We start from the raw sequence: 19,449 nt of genomic DNA on the forward strand, positions 1-19,449 counted from the left end.
CAAAGTGTCCGTAGCGCAGAGAGAAAAAAGAGATTTTACAAGTCACCTTGAAAGGGCTAAACACCAAACCTATTGAATTTTAAGGCACTTCAATAGAAATCAAAGCATTTTCTGGTAAATAGTTGCAAAAACGCCCTTCATCTGCAAGCACCAAAATCAGGCGCAAAGTATAATCTGGCGGAACTTGCAAATCTGCCCACGGTACTGCCAACTCTAAACAATTATTTAAAGCTACTTGAGCGCGACTGAAACGGGGATGCCATTGATAATTGTCTCCAGCTTCCCGAAACTGAATCGATTGCGTCAGCAAGTTAACTTCTAAAAGATGGTGGAAATGGTAATTAAGTGGGGCTGCATCTGGTACATCTGCCAAGGGAACTGGGCTATTAACCATTGTTTTTTCTGGATAGAACCAGAGCAAATTCAACTCTGCTGGAAAATCCCGCCCTGGTGCAGCCCCACTTTTAAAGTCCAGCCGCACATAGAAATTCAGGTGATCCACCCCATACCAAAGTCGCTGGATGACACTGCTATTGTGCATTGTCCCCCGCGCCCCGCCGATTTCTATGCGCCCAGCTTTATCCCAATCTTGTTCATCACCCCTACCATCGATGACAGGATGAATAAACCCTTGTGGGCTGTGGTTTCCCTGCGCTTCGTGAATTTCTACTGGTTGCTTGAGGTAGGGCGGTACAGGTTCATTTAATGCCTTGTAAATGCCAAACAGATGTTCTCGAAACAACTGATCAAAGATGGCATCCTGGTTTGAGGAGTGTCCTGCACCAAACCACCAAAACCAGTCTGAACCCTCTGCGGCATACAACGCTTCCCATGCTTCTGGGTTGTTTTCTTCCGTCGCTTCGGGATGACTTGCAAGCATTTCCCTTGCTTCTGTCAAGTAATCCCAAGCACGGTTTTTGGCAGGATCGCCAATCCAAGTGGTGAAACTGCCATCTACCCAAGAACCACTATGTAGTTGTCCTCCGGGGATGGTGGCTGTGGCTGGAAATTCTTCCAGAAATTCGGAGACAGTGACGAGTTTGAGGTGGGGTTCATCGCTCAAGCTTTGATATAAAGCTTCTAAAAAGGGTTTACCGTCTTGGGGATAAAATTCCCAGCAATTCTCCCCATCCAAAGCGATGGTAACTAGCCAAGGTTCTTCACTTTGACTTTCTCTTTGCATTTTAGCGATCGCTTGCAAATGTCCCACTAAATCTGCTGCTGCCTTTTTTGCAGGCATTGCGCTATAAGTAAAGCCAATCAAATCTGATAATCTGTGGTCACGAAACACAATTGACAAGTCACCTTCGGCGGTTTGCAGGCGATAGGGTCGATACAACAGTTCTGGTTGCTGCACATTCCCCGCCCCATCCCGATGAAAAAAGTGTTTCAGCGTCCACCCTAAGACGGCTTCATCTGAGCATATCCACTTAAATCCTTGGTTAATAATATCTGGAAGGATTGCCGGGCTTACTGATTGTTCCGAAGGCCACAAACCACGAGGTATCTGTCCAAAGCGGTCTTTATATAAGTTCCAAGCTTTCCGCAAGTGGCGGGGAATATCTTCTGCCCACTGAAAACGTTGCTTAGGTAGTGCCATATTAGGCACAGCTACCCGACCGGAGTTAGTATCAGCGAGTAAGGGTAAAATTGGGTGAGTGTAAGGCGTGGTGGTAACTTCTAACTGCCCCGCCTCCTGCATTTTGCGATGTTGGGGGATAATGCGGCTGAGGATTTCTCGCTGTTTGGAATAAATGCGCTGGCGATCGCTTAAAGTAAAATTCCGACCCTGTTTTAACCAAGCAGCAATTTCCGGGTCATCCCAAAACAACGGATCGATCCAAGCTAAGTTGTGCCAAGCTAACAAATCGCCATAATCTGGCAATTCCCAATTTGCTAAACACCAAGCTTGCCCTTTTTCCTGCCTTTGCTGGTACAACTCAGAATAACGGGGATGAGGGTCAATCAGAGTATGGTGATTGGCATCAAAAAAGTGTTGGATAATAAATTCGCGCTGTTGCTGCGTGAGTTGTTCATCCGGTGTCAAGCTGGCTGTGAGGTAAGGATCAAAAGCAGTGCCAGCAATATAATCTTCGAGTTGCAATATCAGCGATGGAACCAAATTTACTGTTTGGTGTAACTTAGGATACCGCTCTAAGAGCAATACTAAATCCAAATAATCTTTAGTCCCATGCAAACGTACCCAAGGAAGCCGATACTGCTGACTAGAAGATAGCGAAACGCCGCTGCCAGGAGATTTGTACAGCGGCTGATGTTGATGCCAAATAAAAGCGATGTAGAGAGGATGGGACATAGGAATAGTTAGGAGTTAAGAATAAGGAGTTAGGAGTTGATTCAAACTCATAACTCCTAACTTCTAACTCCTAACTTTTACACCACTTGTTCAATTTCTGCAATTTCGGGAATCATTTCCTTTAAGCGGCGTTCAATACCCATTCTCAGAGTCATTGCAGAACTGGGGCAAGAACCACACGCACCTTGCAGGCGCAATTTTACAATAGGCCCTTCGAGTTCTACGAGTTCCACGTTGCCGCCATCAGACATGAGATAAGGGCGCATTTCATCTAAGACTGTTTCAACGTTGTCAATTGTGAGTTCCATAGTTTTAGACCTGCTAAGTTAATGATGGGGATTGGGGAGGCAGTGCGGTCTTGGGGTCTCCCCAAGTGGAGCAACTGCCGTCATGAAGCATAGGGCATGGGGCATTGAATAATGATCTCTGTGCCAGATGCGCGGTTACTCATTAACCATTATCCAAAATTTTATTTTTCAGCTTTGTTAAATCGATCGTGAACTACCCACACTAATTTCTCGTGCAAGCCCTCCTACTCTACTTTAGCGGTTAAAGTCCTGAAGAGAACGCCAGAAGGTGAGGACAAGGAAGTTTTTTCCCAATACCCCATGCCCAATATGCTTATTAAATAATAATTCCTAAAATAATTCCTAAAAAACTTTAAACTTTAAAACTCAAAACCCAGTACTGGTAATCTTCCAAATGACTAATGACCAATGACCAATGACCAATGACTAATCATTCAGCACTACTTGTTGAGTCGCCATCATTGGATGAAACCATGACTGGTTGTTGATATAGTGGCACGGTGAATGTGACTGTTGAACCAAGTCCTTCGCCCAGACTATAAAAATGTACCTCGCCGCCCATTGCTTCCACTAGCTTTTGGGATATTGCCAATCCTAAACCTGTACCGCCGTAGTGGCGAGTGCGGGAACCATCCACCTGAGAGAATAATTGAAAAAGTTTATCTTGTTTGTCTAAAGAAACACCAATCCCAGTGTCTGCTACACGTACTTTCACCATGCCAGGAAACTGCTGATCTTGAAAGTTTGCCTTTTTGAGTACTAAATCGGCGCTAACGGTGACACCACCTTCATGGGTAAATTTGATAGCATTCCCTACCAAATTGAGCATCACTTGTAGCAACCGTTGATAGTTGCTTTGGACAATAATTTCATCCGAGGTAGGAGGCATTTGCATCTGGAAGCTGAGGTTTCTCATTTCTGCTTGGGGACGCATGAAATTTTCGACATCATGGAATAGCTCATCTAGCTTGACTGGAGCGTAAGTTAGCTCCATTTTGCCAGCTTCGATTTTAGCGATGTCCAAAATGTCGTTGATAATATTCAGCAGATGTATCGATAATTGGTGAGCTTCTGACAAAAACTGGTTTTGTTCTTCTGGATCGTCTGCCATCCCTTCTAAAATCAGCTTCAAGAAGCCAATCATGCCGTTGAGGGGAGTCCGAATTTCATGGGATACATTAGCCAGAAACTCGCTTTTGAGACGGGAAGCTTCTTCGGCTTTTTGACGCGCTACTTCTAATTCTTCATATAAAGTAGCATGAGCGATCGCAGTTCCCAATTGATCTGCTGCTTCTTTTGCCAGTTCTAATTCTGATTCTGTTAATGTGTAGCATTCATCCTGCCAACTCAAGGCAACCAATCCATTGGCCTGGTCTTGATAGCAAGTTGCAATCACCAAAGTTTTCTGCTGCCCAGACTGTGCATATCCAGGCACTTGCATTATAACTGGTTCTAGGGTTGCCAAAGCTTGAGCAAAGGCAGACTCTGAAGCTATATCTATTTCTAAGCCAAGCATTGATTTGAGTTCTGCCTGATGATACTCAGCCTTCACCTCAACTTTTGAGCTAGAGGGCTGATAAGGGCAAATAATACAGCGCTCTAGCCGCAGTGCTTTCCCTAAACTATCAACTGTTTGCTGCCAAATAATATCTAAATCCAACGTTCGGCGGATATTTCTGGTAATGCGATTTACCACTTTTTGGTGTTGCTGCGATCTTATTGCCACCTCTATTTGTGTGGGCGTTTTTGATGGCACAGGGACTTGTTTTTTGTTGAGTGTCGCTTGCACTAACCGTCCCATCACTAACACTGTAGTGGCAGTCGTTCCCAGACTCGGCATAATCGGACTAATCACCAATTCCAACTCAAATAATTCCTGATGGTAGCTAAACCAACACTGAAACCTTTCTGGCACCAAACTTGTCAAAATTCGGTGCAATCGTTCCAAATAAGTAACTTTATCTACCGGGACAAAGGTTTGGGTCTGGTTCAGTTCATCAACTATTTTTTCGGTATTTAACCCCAGGAGTTCGCTGTGCTGCCAACAAAAGGTCAGATAGCGCCCTGCCCCATCTTGCGTATACACCAACTCGGCTCCTAGAGTTGCTAATGAGCCATCAGTCTTACTGGGAATAGATTCCAGATTTTGGGAAAATACATTTGACAATTGGGAATTGGCAGTAATAGTCATTAATGGAGTTGGATAGACAAAGGGTATCCGACCGTAATTTTACTAAAGCTGCTCAAATTTTTGCATAAATTCTTACAGCTTTTTCGTTTTTTATTGAGTATTTCTTAGCGATCTGAAATCAAAATTGGCAAACTTCACTTTTTAACTTGCATTAACAGCTGATTAATAGCGTCAATCATTCCATTCACCCCGAGGAGGAACGGGAGTACGCACAGGGGTACGCGTCAGTTCGTCATCTCTAAGGATTTCACCCCGCAACCACTGACGAATCGCCACCTCGATCACTTTACTTGGGTCATTAGTGAGATGCTGAATTTGCTCTAGTAGCTCGGAGTCCAAGCGGACAGCAATTTCTACCTTATCGGTTGGTATATTTTCCGCTTCGGTAGTTTTCTTTTGCATATTCATAGGTTTGATATACTGTGAATTGGTTTTGTCTAAAGCTTTGTAAAGTAGTTATATTCATAATTTGGGCTAATTCACTGAAAAATCTTCAATGGGACATTTACATAGTTCCCCGAAATAGCACCAAAGTAACAGCTTTAAGTTTTAAATCGCATTTTTCATATAACTTACTAGACAATGGCTTTAGAAGTTTTGCCGATAAATCAGTGATTATGGGTAATTACGGGTAGTAATTATCCATTATCCTTACATGCATGATCCCTACATGTACTTATTTATATTTATTGTACGCTCCTAGTTGTTGAATACTAGCAACGACAAATAGACTTTCATAATATTCTTAAAAGTCCACCTATTTAGATCAAAAGTTAAAGATGGGGTGAAGAGGAGCAGGGAGGAGGCAGGGGAGCAGGGGGCAGGAGGCAGGGGAAGAATAATAACTCCTAACTTTTAACTCTTAACTTTTAACTCTTAACTGAGCACTTGGAACTCAGCACTAAAAACGGAGCGTCTTGGCTAAGAAAGCATTAAAATACATTAAGTAAATTGCTCTTTTAACTTTGGTTGCTGCTAAGGCAAAGATAGTATATGACTGACGTTCCCGCAGTTCGCATTCGCAATTTTTGTATTATTGCTCACATCGACCACGGGAAATCAACCCTCGCCGATCGCTTGCTACAAGCTACTGGCACTGTTGAAGACCGACAAATGAAGGAACAGTTTCTCGACAATATGGATTTGGAACGGGAGCGCGGCATTACAATTAAGCTGCAAGCTGCCCGGATGAACTACACAGCTAAGGATGGTCAGCAGTATGTGCTGAATTTAATTGATACTCCTGGGCATGTGGATTTCTCTTATGAAGTCTCCCGTTCTCTTGTTGCTTGTGAAGGAGCGCTATTGGTAGTAGATGCGTCCCAAGGTGTGGAGGCGCAAACTTTGGCAAATGTATATTTAGCGTTAGAGAGTAATCTGGAAATTATCCCGGTTTTGAATAAAATCGATTTGCCTGGGGCAGAACCAGAACGGGTAATTGGCGAAATTGAAGAAATTATCGGTCTAGATTGCAGTGGTGCGATTCTTGCCTCTGCTAAAGAAGGAATTGGTATTAATGAGATTTTAGAAGCAGTTGTCGAGCGGATACCGCCACCGCCGAATACCATAAATGAGCGCTTACGGGCGTTAATTTTTGATAGCTATTACGACAGTTACCGGGGAGTAATTGTATATTTCCGGGTGATGGATGGCACATTGAAAAAAGGCGATCGCATCCATTTAATGGCATCTGGTAAAGAATTTGAAATTGATGAGTTAGGCGTTCTTTCCCCCACTCAAAAGCAAGTTGATGAACTCCACGCTGGGGAAGTTGGCTATTTGGGAGCGGCAATTAAAGCTGTAGCTGATGCACGGGTAGGAGACACGATTACCCTCAGTAAGGCGAAAGCTGAGTCACCCTTACCAGGTTATGCAGAAGCGAACCCAATGGTTTTTTGCGGGATGTTCCCCATTGATGCTGACCAATTTGAAGATTTGCGGGAAGCTTTAGAAAAACTCGAACTCAACGACGCAGCGCTGCATTACGAACCAGAAACTTCGAGCGCGATGGGGTTTGGCTTCCGTTGCGGATTTTTGGGCTTGCTGCACATGGAAATCGTTCAAGAACGTCTAGAGCGAGAATATAACCTAGATTTAATCATTACAGCCCCCTCGGTGGTTTATAAGGTGATTACCTTGAAAGGTGAGGAACTGTACATTGATAATCCTAGCCGCTTACCTTCTCCCAACGATCGCGAAAGAATTGAAGAACCCTACGTCCAAGTAGAGATGATTACGCCGGAAACTTATGTCGGCGCTTTGATGGAGTTGTCACAAAATCGCCGTGGCATCTTTAAAGATATGAAATATCTCGCCCAAGGACGAACCACCCTCACCTATGAGCTACCCTTGGCGGAAGTTGTGACTGACTTTTTTGATCAAATGAAATCGCGATCGCGCGGTTACGCTAGTATGGAATATCACATCATCGGCTACCGTGAAAATCCTCTGGTGAAGCTGGATATCATGATTAACGGCGATCCTGTGGATTCCTTGGCAATGATTGTACACCGCGATAAAGCTTACAACGTCGGGCGGGCAATGGCAGAAAAACTCAAGGAACTAATTCCCCGCCATCAATTTAAAGTGCCAATTCAGGCATCTATTGGCAGTAAAGTTATTGCCAGCGAACACATCCCCGCTTTGCGAAAAGATGTCTTAGCCAAGTGCTACGGTGGTGACATCAGCCGGAAGAAGAAACTATTACAGAAGCAAGCAAAAGGTAAAAAGCGGATGAAATCTGTGGGTACTGTGGATGTACCGCAAGAAGCCTTTATGGCAGTACTACGCTTGGATCAAAACTGATTTAAGAGTGCTTAATGCTTGCGGCGACATCTCAAAGATCGAATAAATTCGTTCATTCGCTTATAGCCCCCGAATAGAATTTGGGGGCTTTACCATCACGTCTCGTCAGAACTTTAGTCCTGATAATCCTTGTTTCGAGCGATGAATCGCTCACTACGAACTAGGATTTTATTTTATGTTTAACAAAGTTTGGGGGTTTAAGTCCTCTGCAACTATCAAGCAGGGCGTTTTTTTGGCCTATTCCATAATACTTTTGACTTTTGAGAGCCAGTTGCTACCCTACAGGAACGTTAAGAGCGTAGCTTGCTTCCCCGTAGGGAAGTCGGCAGAGCCGACAGCAGTTGCTTCAAGTCGGGAAACCCACCCAACGCACTGCCTCCCCAACGCACTGGCTCCTTTTGACTTCCGCCCTGCGTTACTGCCAGTCTAGGTGTTGCAGCATTGTGCCAAATTCCGGAATTTCGCCGCAAGATTTGATTAATGCTGCGGACAAAGCACTTTATATAGCCAAACAGCAAGGGTGCAATCGAGTTCATGCTGTTGGTTTTGTTAGCCCTTATTGACACATGAGTTGCGAAGGGGATGCTAAATTGTTCTAATTACGAATTACACCTTGTTTGTTATCCCTATCCCACGGTTGATAACCTTTGATAAGCTTTAACAAAATAACTGTTAAAAAATCTCAAAATTTTAGTAAACATACTCACTATATTTGCCACCCTTGTATTTTTAGGTAAATGTAATTTTTTAGATATTTGTAAAGTGTCGGGGAATCTAGCAGATGAAGATACTGGTACTGAGTTGGGAGTTTCCGCCAAGGATTATTGGGGGAATTGCGCGGCATGTAGCGGAGTTGTACCCGGAACTGGTAAAGCTAGGGCATGAAGTCCACTTGATTACAGCAGAGTTTGGCCATGCGTCGATGTATGAGGTGGTTGAGGGAGTAAAGGTGCATCGAGTGCCAGTGGCACATGGTAACGACTTTTTCCACTGGGTAGTCAATCTCAACCTGAGTATGGGAGATCACGGTGGTAAGTTGATTTTAGAGGAAGGGCCTTTTGATTTAATTCATGCCCATGATTGGTTAGTTGGAGATGCTGCGATCGCTCTCAAGCATAATTTCAAAATACCACTAATTGCCACAATTCACGCTACGGAATACGGACGCTATAACGGTATTCACACAGATATTCAAGGTTATATAAATGGCAAAGAAATCTTGCTGGCTTACAACGCTTGGCGGATTATTGTTTGTAGCGACTATATGCGCCAAGAAGTAGAACGAGCGCTATATAGTCCTTGGGACAAAATCGATGTCATTTATAACGGTATCCGAGCCGAAAAGAAACAGCATAACGTAGATTTTCATGCTCTGAATTTTCGCCGCCAATTCGCCACAGACGATGAGCAAATCGTTTATTACCTCGGTCGCATGACCTATGAAAAGGGTGTACCTATATTGCTCAATGCCGCACCTAAGATCCTTTCTCAAATGGCAGGTAACGTTAAATTTGTAATTGTTGGTGGCGGCAATACTGACCATCTCAAGCGCCAAGCCTGGGATTTGGGAATTTGGCATCATTGCTATTTTACAGGTTTTCTCTCCGATCAATACTTAGATAGATTTCAAACTGTCGCTGACTGTGCCGTTTTTCCTAGTCTCTACGAACCTTTTGGGATTGTGGCTTTAGAAAGCTTTGCTTCTCGTGTTCCTGTAGTAGTTTCTGATACTGGTGGTTTTCCAGAAGTAGTGCAACATACCAAAACAGGCATTGTGACTTGGGTGAACAATCCCGATTCTTTAGCTTGGGGAATTTTGGAGGTTTTGAAAAATCCAGGATATCGGCAATGGCTGGTGGATAACGCTTATGAGGATTTAAAGCGACGGTTTAGCTGGCCAAAATTAGCCAAGCAAACTCAAGAAGTATATCAGCGAGTTGTACAAGAGCGATCGCAAATTGCGTGGTAAGCATAGATCCCCGGCTTCTTGAAGAAGCCGGGGATCTAGAATTTTATTTTTTGCAGAAGCGCTATAAACGACATAAGCAATATAGAGATTTTCGCAGAGTAGAGCAGAGAATAAATGATTACTCCGCGTTATTTTGAGTTAACAAACAGTACAAGCCCTGTACGCTGGAAATTCTACCCTCTCTAGTGCCAAAGTTAAGCTAGTGCGCGTTTAAGTTGCAGATTTTTTCGTTAAAACTGTCATTTGTCATTGATTATTCATAAAAGACAACTGATAAATGACTAATGACAAAGGACGAATTTCACGGAAAAATAACCAATTAAAGTGCGTAACAGCCTAGCAATAATTGCAGTTTGCTCCAGAAGCTTAGTATGACAAAGGCATTCCCAAGCATAGCAAGGCGCTTGAAAAGTACAGGAATCAAGTTGTTGAAAATGGGAACCTTCCTAATAAACCGTTTTATTGAAAGCTGGAAACGCTACTTCCTGGGTGACACTGTTGATGATATCCGTCCCTCCCCCTCCCCTTCTGGCTCTCCCTCTTTCGACAATCCTAGACCCTCCTTAGCAGGCCCAGTCCTTACCTTAGGTGGGGGTGGCCCCGATGTCGATGATGCAATCCAGTGGATGATCAACCAAGTTCGGGGAGGTAGTAACTCCGGCACTAGAGTTAATGTTGTAGTTCTCCGCACCAGTGGTAATCACGATTACAATCGGCTAATTTATGCCATGAAGGGCGTAAATTTTGTGGAAACTCTTCTAATTCGCAATAGAGAAGAAGCAAACAAAGCTGAAATTTATGAAAAAGTTAGAAATGCTGACGTGATTTTCTTTGCTGGCGGCGACCAATGTCAATACATCCGCAACTGGAAAGATACCAAGCTTGAGGCTGCTGTTAAGTCAGTTTATCTTAAGGGAGGTGGTATTGGTGGCACCAGTGCGGGTGCAATGATCCAAAGTGATTGTGTCTATGATGCTTGTGCGTCTTCTGAAAAAGGCATTGAAACTAGAGATGCACTCGATGATCCCTACCGAGACATTACTTTTACTTACAACTTTTTCAATTGGAGTAATTTGAAGGGAACTATTGTAGATACGCACTTCGACAGGCGGCAAAGAATGGGTCGAATTATGGCTTTCATTGCCCGTCAAATTAAGGACGGTGTATCTAACAGTGTTTTAGGCATAGCGGTTTGTGAAAGTACATCGGTTCTTGTGGATAAAAACGGTTTGGTGAAAGTTATGGGTAGGGGTGATGCGTACTTTGTACTTGGCAATCACATACCGGAAGTATGCGAACCCCGAACGCCTTTGACGTTTTCCAATTACAAAATTTGGAAAGTTCGCAGTGGCGACACCTTTAATTTGAAAAACAGACCAACCTCTGGGTACTATCTCAGAAGTGTCAAAAGGGGACGGATTGATTCAAATCCATATTAAATGGGGAGTGGGGAGTGGGGAGTGGGGAAAAGAGGACAAGCAGACAAGCGGGATGAACCGAGATAAAAGGTGGATTCATCCAGTTCAAAGGCTCGTTAACGGAGATAAAAGGTGGATTCATCCAGTTCAAAGACTCGTTAACGGAGATAAAAGGTGGATTCATCCAGTTCAAAGACTCGTTAACGGAGATAAAAGGTGGATTCATCCAGTTCAAAGACTCATTAACGGAGATAAAAGGTGGATTCATCCAGTTCAAAGACTCGTTAACGGAGATAAAAGGTGGATTCATCCAGTTCAAAGACTCGTTAACGGAGATAAAAGGTGGATTCATCCAGTTCAAAGGCTCGTTAACGGAGATAAAAAGTGGATTCATCCAGTTCAAAGACTCGTTAACGGAGATAAAAGGTGGATGAATCGAGTTTTCTAATTCCTGCTCAATGCCCCATGCTCCCTTAGGGAACTCCAAAAAATAAATTATCCCAATTTCTGGATTCAACACTACTGTTTTTCTCCCCTGCTCCCTGCCCCCTGCTCCCCTGCCCTAAATGCGATAGGATATTTTTTTAGTTGGAAGTCCCCTACTTGCTACCAAGGAACCACGCCATTCTCATCAAAAAACCCTCCGCTAGAACCATCATCAGGTAGAGTGGCAAGTTTCACTGCTGCGTAGGCGTAGCCCCCCGTAGGGATCGCTCCTTGCTCAACAGTGCGGTATCCTTGGTATTGATTAATGTCTGTTGCTGTGAAACCTGGGTCAGCAGCATTGATTTTAATTGGGGTATCTTTAAGTTCAGCAGCCAACAGAACTGTGAGCGCATTTACTGCTGTCTTTGATGAGTTATATGCAAGAAGCTTAAAATCAGCGAACTCATAATTTGGATCGGAGTTCTGAGTTAGAGAACCTAAACCACTTGATAAATTTACTATTCGCCCTGCTGTTGACTTCTTTAAAAGTGGCAGCACCGCTTTTGTAACTGCAAACACTCCAAATACATTTGTATCGTAAGTGTGTCGCAATGTTTCAATATCAACTTGACTCGGTGGAAGGCGTAGTTTACCGCCGTAGGCATCGCCATCACTGATTATCCCAGCATTGTTTACAAGGATGTCAAGTTTTCCGAATTCGCTCTCGATTTGTTTACCCGTAGAATCGATTGTTTTTTGGTCGGTGACATCAAGTTGAACTGATCGAGCATCGATCTCATTTAAACGAAGTTTATTCGCCGCTTCTTCACCACGTTTGATATCTCTTGCACCCACCAAAACAGTAGCGCCTCTAGAACCTAGTTGGCGTGCAATCTCATACCCAATATCTTTGTTTGCACCAGTGATTAGCGCAACTTTGCCTTTTAAATCTTCTGACATATTGCTTCTCTATTTTGATAAATAGTGATACCAATTCACAAAAATCCTGATACATGTAGATTTCTCGTAGGGGCATGGCGCAACGCCCATTGGTGTCAACTAAGTTCAAACGCTTATCCCACAGACGTTTTACCCCCCTTAATCCCCCCTTATAAAGCAGGGCTGTTTCATTCCATTTCAAACAGGATTTGTCAAGATGGTTAGCGATAAAATTGTAAGTAAGGGTGACGATGAGATGAACATTTAAGCACTTGAATATCAGTAAAATAGTTCATTTTCTCAGTACGCTGGTAACAAAATAACCAATTTTTAATTGCTTGAACCCTTGATTTTTAAAGCTCTTTGGGGGATGAAACAGCCCTGCCCTTATAAAGGGGGGAGAAAAGAAATCTAGTTCCCTCCCCTTTATAAGGGGAGGGTTAGGGTGGGGTAACGCGGTGATGGGAAGCCAGAGAACTCAATATCACGTCTTGACAAGCGTTTCACGTTAAGTTGACACCAATGGGTATTGCCATGTCCCTCTACTTGTCTTGTTAATTGAGATAATAGCTGGATTTACGCCGTGTTGTACCAATGTATAAGTAGTATGTATCAAGACAACCTTCAGGATTTAGTAATCCTACATAAGTAGTGATTTGCTGTTGTGTTCTCACTAGTAGTCATTCACACTTCAGATAGCGGTTGAGAAAATATTTGCAACCTAAACTAGCAATTGACTCAAAAATTCTTGGAGATATTTGGAGATATATAGATATGCAAACCAAACAGCTCGGTAATTCGGAGCTTCACATTACCCCAATCGGCTTTGGAGCGTGGGCGATCGGTGGCGGTGGATGGGCTTTTGGTTGGGGAGCGCAGGATGACCAGGAATCGATGGAAGCGATCGCTCGCGCTCTCGACCTCGGCGTTAATTGGATTGACACCGCAGCTATCTATGGTCTGGGACATTCGGAGGAAGTTGTTGCTAAGGCGCTCAAGGGTCGAGCTAATCGCCCTTACATTTTCACTAAATGTTCAATGGTTTGGGATGAGAAGGGCGAAATTGGTCGCAGCTTGAAGGCGGATTCTGTGCGGCGGGAAGTTGAAGCTAGTTTGCGCCGACTCGATATTGAAACCATTGACCTCTACCAAATCCATTGGCCTAACCCAGAATCAGAAATTGAAGAAGGCTGGACGACTCTCTCCAAGCTCAAGGACGAGGGTAAGGTTCGTTATATCGGGGTTTCAAACTTCAATGTAGAACAGTTGAAACGTATTCAGGAGATTGCACCAGTTACCTCATTGCAACCACCTTATTCACTGGTTAAGCCTGATGTCGAAAAGGAAATTCTGCCTTTTTGTCAGGAAAATAACATCGGTGTGATTGTTTATTCACCTATGCAATCTGGCTTACTTACAGGAAAGATGACACCTGAGCGGGTTGCCAATTTACCAGATAATGATTGGCGCAGGAATAGCGGTGAATTTCAGGAGCCACGTTTATCTCGTAACCTGAAGCTGGTGGAGGTGTTACAGGATATTGGTAAGCAACACGATCGCTCTCCCGGTGAGGTGGCGATCGCTTGGACTTTAAACAATCCGGCGGTGACGGCTGCGATCGTTGGCGCACGCAATCCCAAGCAGGTGGAAGGAATCATCGCTGCTGGGGAATTTCGCCTCAATCAGCAGGAGCTAGCTCAGATTGGCGCTTTCCTTGGCGAGAATCCATAAAAGAGGTTTTGCGTAAGCTTTGAATAGTAGCGATCGCATGTTTCGCCACAATATCAATTTCTTCTTGGGTATTAAACCGTCCAATCCCAAACCGCACTGAGGCATAAGCTAGCTGTTGGGGGTTTCCTAGTGCTGTCAGAACATGAGAGGGTGCAGTACTTGCCGATGAGCAAGCAGAACCAGAAGAAATCGCCATTACTGGCTGCAATCCTAGCAAAAGTGCGGCTCCATCCACTCCCTCAACGCTGATATTCAAGTTTCCCGCCAATCGGTCTTGAGGGTGTCCGTTGAGATGAATTCCTTCAAGTTGGGAAAGCTGTTCCCACAAGCTTTGCCTTAACTGGGTGAGGCGTTGGGTTTCTGTTGCTTGTTCTGTCAAAGCGATTTCTACAGCCTTCCCAAAGCCGACAATTTGCGGTGTATACAATGTCCCAGAACGCATCCCTCGTTCATGTCCGCCGCCGTGCTGCTGGGGAGCTAGTTGCACTCTAGGGTCGCGCCTGCGGACGTACAGCGCCCCAATTCCCTTTGGGCCATATACTTTGTGTGCGGTTAGCGACATCAAGTCAATTTTCATCGCTTGCACATCCAGGGGAATTTTGCCAATAGCTTGGGCTGCATCGGTGTGGAAAATGATGTTGTGTTCATGGCACATTTCCCCAATTTCTGCTAATGGCTGTAACACACCAATTTCGTTATTTGCAGCCATTACCGACACCAAAATCGTCTCAGGACGGAAAGCTTTTTTTAACTCACTTAAATCAATCAATCCATCTTGTTTAACTGGTAGAATAGTAATTTCAAAACCGAGAGTTTTTAAATAATTACAAGGGTCAAGAACTGCATTATGTTCAGTGGCAACAGTAATAATATGCTGACCTTTTTTAAAATAAGCTTCAGCAACACCTTTAATAGCTAAATTATTCGCTTCTGTTGCACCACTGGTAAAAACAATTTCTTCTGGTGTAGCGTTAATTGCTGCTGCTAAAATCTCTCGCGTTTGCTTAACAGCAGCTTCTGCTTCCCAACCGTAAACATGACCAATACTAGATGGGTTGCCAAATTTTTCTGTGAAGTAGGGGAGCATTGCTGCTAATACTAGTTCATCTACGGCTGTAGTAGCGTGGCAATCAAGGTATATAGGACGAATAGACATAATTATTAACTCAAGCTTTGACTCAAATTTTTTAATACACTTAGAACTTGATACAATTCATTTTTTCTTCTCAACAGCGTAAATTCATCAGACAACGCATACTTTGGTATATTTTGTTTAGTCAGTTTTACAAAAATGAAATGACTACCATTTGTTACTAATCCAAAAGTAGGTTTGTCTTGATTAGGATTAGCTAACATATAAACAAGTGCTTGAGGTACGGCTTCTAAAAGAGAAAAGCTAGACCTTTTAGATTCAATTACTAACAACCAAAATTGTTCTTGAATAACTAAAACATCAATTCTACCTCTAATGATTTCTCCTTCATCTTCCGCAGAAATTTGTATTGATTCCTCGCCTCTCATATAAAAAGGCTCATCATAAAATCCAGCTAAATTGAGTAAAGGAGATAAAACTACTAATTTCACCGTTTCTTCTGACAAAGGAGGACGCTTGACTAAACGGAGAAAATGGAGTTTTATTCTGTCTAAATCTTGCTTTTCTAAATCTGTAATTTCCGGTAAATTTTCAAACCATTCTGTGAAGAATGCCTCATCTTCGGCTACCTGTAGACTAAATTTTTCCTCCAAGTAGGCAAGCCCGACATTTTGTGCTTGGATAAATTGAACCATAATTTCTTTAAAAGATGCAATATAACTATTATGACACTGTTACAGTTTTAACCTAGATAGGAATAGCAAAAATAATTAACTTACAATTTGATCTATTTTTTTTAATATATTCAAAACTTTATATAATTCATTTTCGTGTCTATATAAAGTGAATCTATCAGATAAAGCATATATTGGTTTATCTTGTTTTATCAGTTTAATAAATTGGAAATCTTCTCCATTCATTACTAATGAATAGGCAGGATTTTCAGGGTGAGGATTTGCCAGCATATAAGTCAGTGCTTGAGGAATCGCCTTTGCCAATGAAAACCTAGACCTTTTAGATTCAATTATTAGTAACCATAGCTTATTTTGAAGAACTAATACATCACTTTTGCCTTTGATAATTTCTTTAGTCTCTTCTGTGTTGACTTCATTATTAATGATAACTTCTTCGCTAATTTCTACACTTTCCTCTGTAGTGATGTAAAAAGGATGACGGTAAAAACCAGCTAAATCTAGCAACGGAGATAATACTACCAATTTTACTGCCTCTTCTAAAAGTGGGGCATTTTCAAGCACATTGAGATAGTTATTTTTAACTCTGTCTAAGGATTGCTTTTCTAATTCGGAAATTTTAAGTATGTAGTCACACTCTGTAAAAAATTGCTCATCTTCAGATTTATGTAGAGCAAATTTTTCCTTTAAGTACGCAAGAGTGACATTTTGGGCTTGGATGACTTGAATCATGTTTATTTAAAATTGCGAAAAGTCTAATTCCTTGCTTCAATCATCACGCTGGCAGTTTCTAGAGCAATTTCACATAGCATTGCTGTAACTATACCTGCATTCAGTCGCGTTATGTGGCTGCTAATTCCCGTAATTTAGTTAAAACTGCCAGAGCATGACCTTTAGTTTTCACATTCGGCCAAGCATAAACAATCATTTTATCAGGTGAAATTAGAAAAGTTGAGCGAGCAACACCCATATATTCTTTGCCCATAAATTTTTTTAAGCGCCAAGCACCGTAGGCTTCTGTCAAAATATGTTCTGGGTCACTTAAGAGGGTGATTGACAAGTTATGTTTGCTGATAAATTTACAATGGGACTTACCCAAATCGGGACTCACGCCTAAGATTTTCGCTCCCAGTGCGCTGAAGTCTTGATACAACTCGGTGAAATCTTTCGCTTCGGTGGTACAACCGGGTGTGTCATCTTTGGGGTAGAAGTAGAGAATAACCCATTGACTGCTGAGGTCGTCGAGACTGACTGAATTACCATTTTGGTCAGGAGTGGAAAAATCTGGCGCTGGTTGTCCGACTTGGGGAATGTTGCTCATGATGGAGGTGTAAGAGATTGCGACCGCTTTAGAATTGTACATATATTGAGCGATCGCCTGCGGCAAGCTATACTTACCCACCCATTTATATTTCCTTACAATGTCTAAAGATATGCAACGCGAATTTACCAACCGCGATGAGTTGGTAGCCTACCTGCGCGAACAATTTCCAGATGCAGCACAACGCGATGACCACATCAGCGAAACCGTAGGGGGACGCAAAGCTGCACAAAAAGCACTGCAACAAATAGACCCAGTAAGCTACGGGCAAACACGTAATTTTTTCGCAGGTGCAGTCACGCGACTTTCCCCTTACATTCGTTATGGCGTTTTGAGTTTGCGAGAAATTCGAGATTATGTCCTTGAACGGGTACAGCACCAAAATGATGCTACAAAACTAATTAACGAATTAGGTTGGCGCGACTACTGGCAACGGTTATATGTCAAGTTAGGAGATGGAATCTGGAAAGACCAGGAAGAATACAAAACTGGTTACACTGTGGGCGAATATGCACCCGAATTGCCGCAAGATATCATACAAGGAACCACAGGTAGAGTTTGCATCGACAGTTTTAGTCGTGACTTGAAAGAAACTGGCTATCTACATAACCACGCCCGAATGTGGCTAGCGGCTTACATTGTCCATTGGCTGCGTATTCGTTGGCAAGCAGGAGCCAAATGGTTTCTCGAACACCTTTTAGATGGAGATCCTGCTAGTAATAATATGTCATGGCAATGGGTTGCTAGCACCTTTAGTCAGAAACCGTATTTTTTCAATCGTGAGAACTTAGAACGCTACACCAAAGGCATTTATTGCCAGAAATGTCCCCTTTACGGTCATTGTGATTTTGAAGGCAGCTATGAAGAATTAGAGTGCGATTCGTTGATTAGTGAATCACGGTAGTCAGTCCGTAAATAACTAAGCCAGCCCGACAGCAGATTACTGTCATTAAAGGCTGAACTCTCGGTCAGATGCAAGTGAAAGCCTTGCCATTCAGACTCAGAATTGACTCCTTATCTGCCCACACCGAACAAGCTCGGTTCTTGTAGAGTGAAGCTGGGAACAGGGCACAATCAGACGACCGTTGCGGGTTGACACTGGTGCTAACAGGGAGTTCCTACGGTGAAACCGAGCCTTAAAAAGCAACCTACTTCGGAGCGTGGCGCAACACAAAAACCACGACTTTATTGGATTAATTCCCGCCGCCCATTCTAATAGAAGCGGTAAGAGTCTAGGGAATCCAATGGTTGAATTGGCTACACCTAACGGAACAATCAATCTCTCCGAGGGAACGAATAAAAACGAGTTGTGGGTCTAGGGGCGGTCGAACCCCAAGTAGCCCAGACGAGCGGAGGAATCCCCACAATTCGGGTAGGACAGTCCGTAATTGGATTGAGGTGTTCAGAATACACTAACTAGAGAAGAGAAAATGATTAGACACAGTTACAAAACTAGTGAATCTTGGAAAGCACTACCGTGGAAGAAATTCCGCCGAAATCTTTTCCGCCTTCAAAAGCGCGTGTACAAAGCTGTTCAAGTTGGAGACAAGCGGAAAGCAAGGTTACTCCAAAAGCTTATTCTTAAATCCACCTCGGCTCGATTTCTTGCAATAAGACAAGTATCTCAGCTAAATGCTGGTAAAAAGACGGCTGGTATTGATGGTAAGAAATCCCTCAAATTTGAAGAACGCTTCAACCTTGAAGAACTACTGAAAATGAACAGTGGAAATTGGAAGCATCAAGGACTACGGGAAATCCCCATCCCCAAGAAGGACGGGACTACCAGAATGCTTAAAATACCAACCATCGCGGATAGAGCTTGGCAATGCCTCGCAAAATATGCACTTGAACCAGCTCACGAAGTGACTTTCCACGCTAGGAGTTACGGGTTCAGAACTGGGCGCTCTGCCCATGATGCACAAAAGTACATCTTTCAAAACCTATGCTCCAACGCTAACGGAATAGGAAAACGAGTAATCGAACTCGATATCGAAAAGTGCTTCGATAGGATTAACCACTCAGCAATAATGGACGAACTCATTGCCCCCAAAGGTCTAAAACTCGGTATATTCCGATGCCTCAAGGCAGGAGTCAACCCAGAATTTCCCGAACAGGGTACACCTCAAGGGGGAGTGGTCAGCCCACTACTTGCCAACATCGCACTCAACGGGATTGAGAGTATCCACAGATACCACGCTCAATACAAAGAGGGTAGAAGGATTACAACTAAAACATCGGCAGA

Annotated in this window: 17 protein-coding genes; 6 read left to right on the top strand and 11 right to left on the bottom strand. The window is 43.2% G+C overall.

The window, feature by feature from the left end:
* Positions 1-79: 79 nt before the first annotated feature.
* From LC608_RS07355 to LC608_RS07370, 4 genes are all read right to left on the bottom strand, one after another.
* Positions 80-2,314, bottom strand: a complete 2,235-nt coding sequence (locus tag LC608_RS07355) for a glycoside hydrolase (protein ID WP_229552904.1) — start codon at positions 2,312-2,314, stop codon at positions 80-82.
* A 77-nt stretch (positions 2,315-2,391) separates the two neighbouring features.
* Positions 2,392-2,622: a NifU family protein gene (locus LC608_RS07360; protein ID WP_100897064.1), complete on the bottom strand. Its 231-nt coding sequence runs from the start codon at positions 2,620-2,622 to the stop codon at positions 2,392-2,394.
* A 430-nt stretch (positions 2,623-3,052) separates the two neighbouring features.
* Positions 3,053-4,813, bottom strand: a complete 1,761-nt coding sequence (locus LC608_RS07365) for a cell wall metabolism sensor histidine kinase WalK (RefSeq protein WP_229552905.1) — start codon at positions 4,811-4,813, stop codon at positions 3,053-3,055.
* A 171-nt stretch (positions 4,814-4,984) separates the two neighbouring features.
* Positions 4,985-5,221 carry a hypothetical protein gene (locus LC608_RS07370; RefSeq protein ID WP_229552906.1) on the bottom strand — a complete coding sequence of 79 codons (237 nt, stop codon included), beginning with the start codon at positions 5,219-5,221 and terminating at the stop codon, positions 4,985-4,987.
* Positions 5,222-5,806: 585 nt separating this feature from the next.
* Here LC608_RS07370 and lepA point away from each other — a divergent pair.
* Positions 5,807-7,618 (top strand): translation elongation factor 4, encoded by a 1,812-nt coding sequence (gene lepA, locus LC608_RS07375; RefSeq protein WP_229552907.1) that lies wholly within the window; start codon positions 5,807-5,809, stop codon positions 7,616-7,618.
* Between the two features lie 290 nt (positions 7,619-7,908).
* On the opposite strand, the gene LC608_RS07380 is transcribed toward lepA, so the two are convergent.
* Complete coding sequence (locus tag LC608_RS07380) at positions 7,909-8,154, bottom strand: hypothetical protein (RefSeq protein ID WP_229552908.1); 246 nt, start codon at positions 8,152-8,154, stop codon at positions 7,909-7,911.
* Positions 8,155-8,399: 245 nt separating this feature from the next.
* Here LC608_RS07380 and LC608_RS07385 point away from each other — a divergent pair, with 245 nt between their 5' ends.
* Positions 8,400-9,587: a glycosyltransferase family 4 protein gene (locus tag LC608_RS07385; RefSeq protein ID WP_229552909.1), complete on the top strand. Its 1,188-nt coding sequence runs from the start codon at positions 8,400-8,402 to the stop codon at positions 9,585-9,587.
* Positions 9,588-9,958: 371 nt separating this feature from the next.
* Positions 9,959-11,026 (top strand): cyanophycinase, encoded by a 1,068-nt coding sequence (locus LC608_RS07390; protein WP_229552910.1) that lies wholly within the window; start codon positions 9,959-9,961, stop codon positions 11,024-11,026.
* Here LC608_RS07390 and LC608_RS07395 read toward each other — a convergent pair.
* Positions 10,992-11,525, bottom strand: coding sequence for a hypothetical protein (locus LC608_RS07395; RefSeq protein ID WP_229552911.1), 534 nt, complete (start codon positions 11,523-11,525; stop codon positions 10,992-10,994). The two genes, LC608_RS07390 and LC608_RS07395, sit on opposite strands and share 35 nt — an antisense overlap.
* Positions 11,526-11,611: 86 nt before the next feature.
* On the bottom strand, positions 11,612-12,391 hold the full coding sequence (locus tag LC608_RS07400; protein ID WP_229552912.1) for an SDR family oxidoreductase: 780 nt from the start codon (positions 12,389-12,391) through the stop codon (positions 11,612-11,614).
* 753 nt (positions 12,392-13,144) lie between these two features.
* Here LC608_RS07400 and LC608_RS07405 point away from each other — a divergent pair.
* Complete coding sequence (locus tag LC608_RS07405; protein WP_229552913.1) at positions 13,145-14,101, top strand: aldo/keto reductase; 957 nt, start codon at positions 13,145-13,147, stop codon at positions 14,099-14,101.
* Here LC608_RS07405 and LC608_RS07410 read toward each other — a convergent pair.
* The 4 genes from LC608_RS07410 to bcp form a co-directional block, all read right to left on the bottom strand.
* Positions 14,049-15,257 carry a cysteine desulfurase family protein gene (locus LC608_RS07410; RefSeq protein ID WP_229552914.1) on the bottom strand — a complete coding sequence of 403 codons (1,209 nt, stop codon included), beginning with the start codon at positions 15,255-15,257 and terminating at the stop codon, positions 14,049-14,051. The genes LC608_RS07405 and LC608_RS07410 overlap by 53 nt on opposite strands.
* A 5-nt stretch (positions 15,258-15,262) precedes the next feature.
* Positions 15,263-15,889, bottom strand: coding sequence for a restriction endonuclease subunit R (locus LC608_RS07415; protein WP_229552915.1), 627 nt, complete (start codon positions 15,887-15,889; stop codon positions 15,263-15,265).
* Positions 15,890-15,964: 75 nt separating this feature from the next.
* Positions 15,965-16,618: a type I restriction endonuclease gene (locus tag LC608_RS07420; RefSeq protein ID WP_229552916.1), complete on the bottom strand. Its 654-nt coding sequence runs from the start codon at positions 16,616-16,618 to the stop codon at positions 15,965-15,967.
* 109 nt (positions 16,619-16,727) lie between these two features.
* Complete coding sequence (gene bcp / locus LC608_RS07425; RefSeq protein ID WP_229552932.1) at positions 16,728-17,207, bottom strand: thioredoxin-dependent thiol peroxidase; 480 nt, start codon at positions 17,205-17,207, stop codon at positions 16,728-16,730.
* A 100-nt stretch (positions 17,208-17,307) separates the two neighbouring features.
* On the opposite strand from bcp, the gene LC608_RS07430 reads away from it, so the two are divergent.
* Both LC608_RS07430 and LC608_RS07435 read left to right on the top strand, forming a co-directional pair.
* A complete protein-coding gene (locus LC608_RS07430; protein ID WP_229552917.1) occupies positions 17,308-18,111 on the top strand; it encodes an FAD-binding domain-containing protein in 804 nt (267 codons plus the stop codon).
* A 526-nt stretch (positions 18,112-18,637) separates the two neighbouring features.
* Positions 18,638-19,449: reverse transcriptase N-terminal domain-containing protein (locus LC608_RS07435; RefSeq protein WP_229552918.1), on the top strand; the 812-nt coding region annotated here is incomplete at its 3' end.

This window comes from Nostoc sp. XA010 (assembly GCF_020829625.1).
GTDB lineage: Bacteria > Cyanobacteriota > Cyanobacteriia > Cyanobacteriales > Nostocaceae > Nostoc.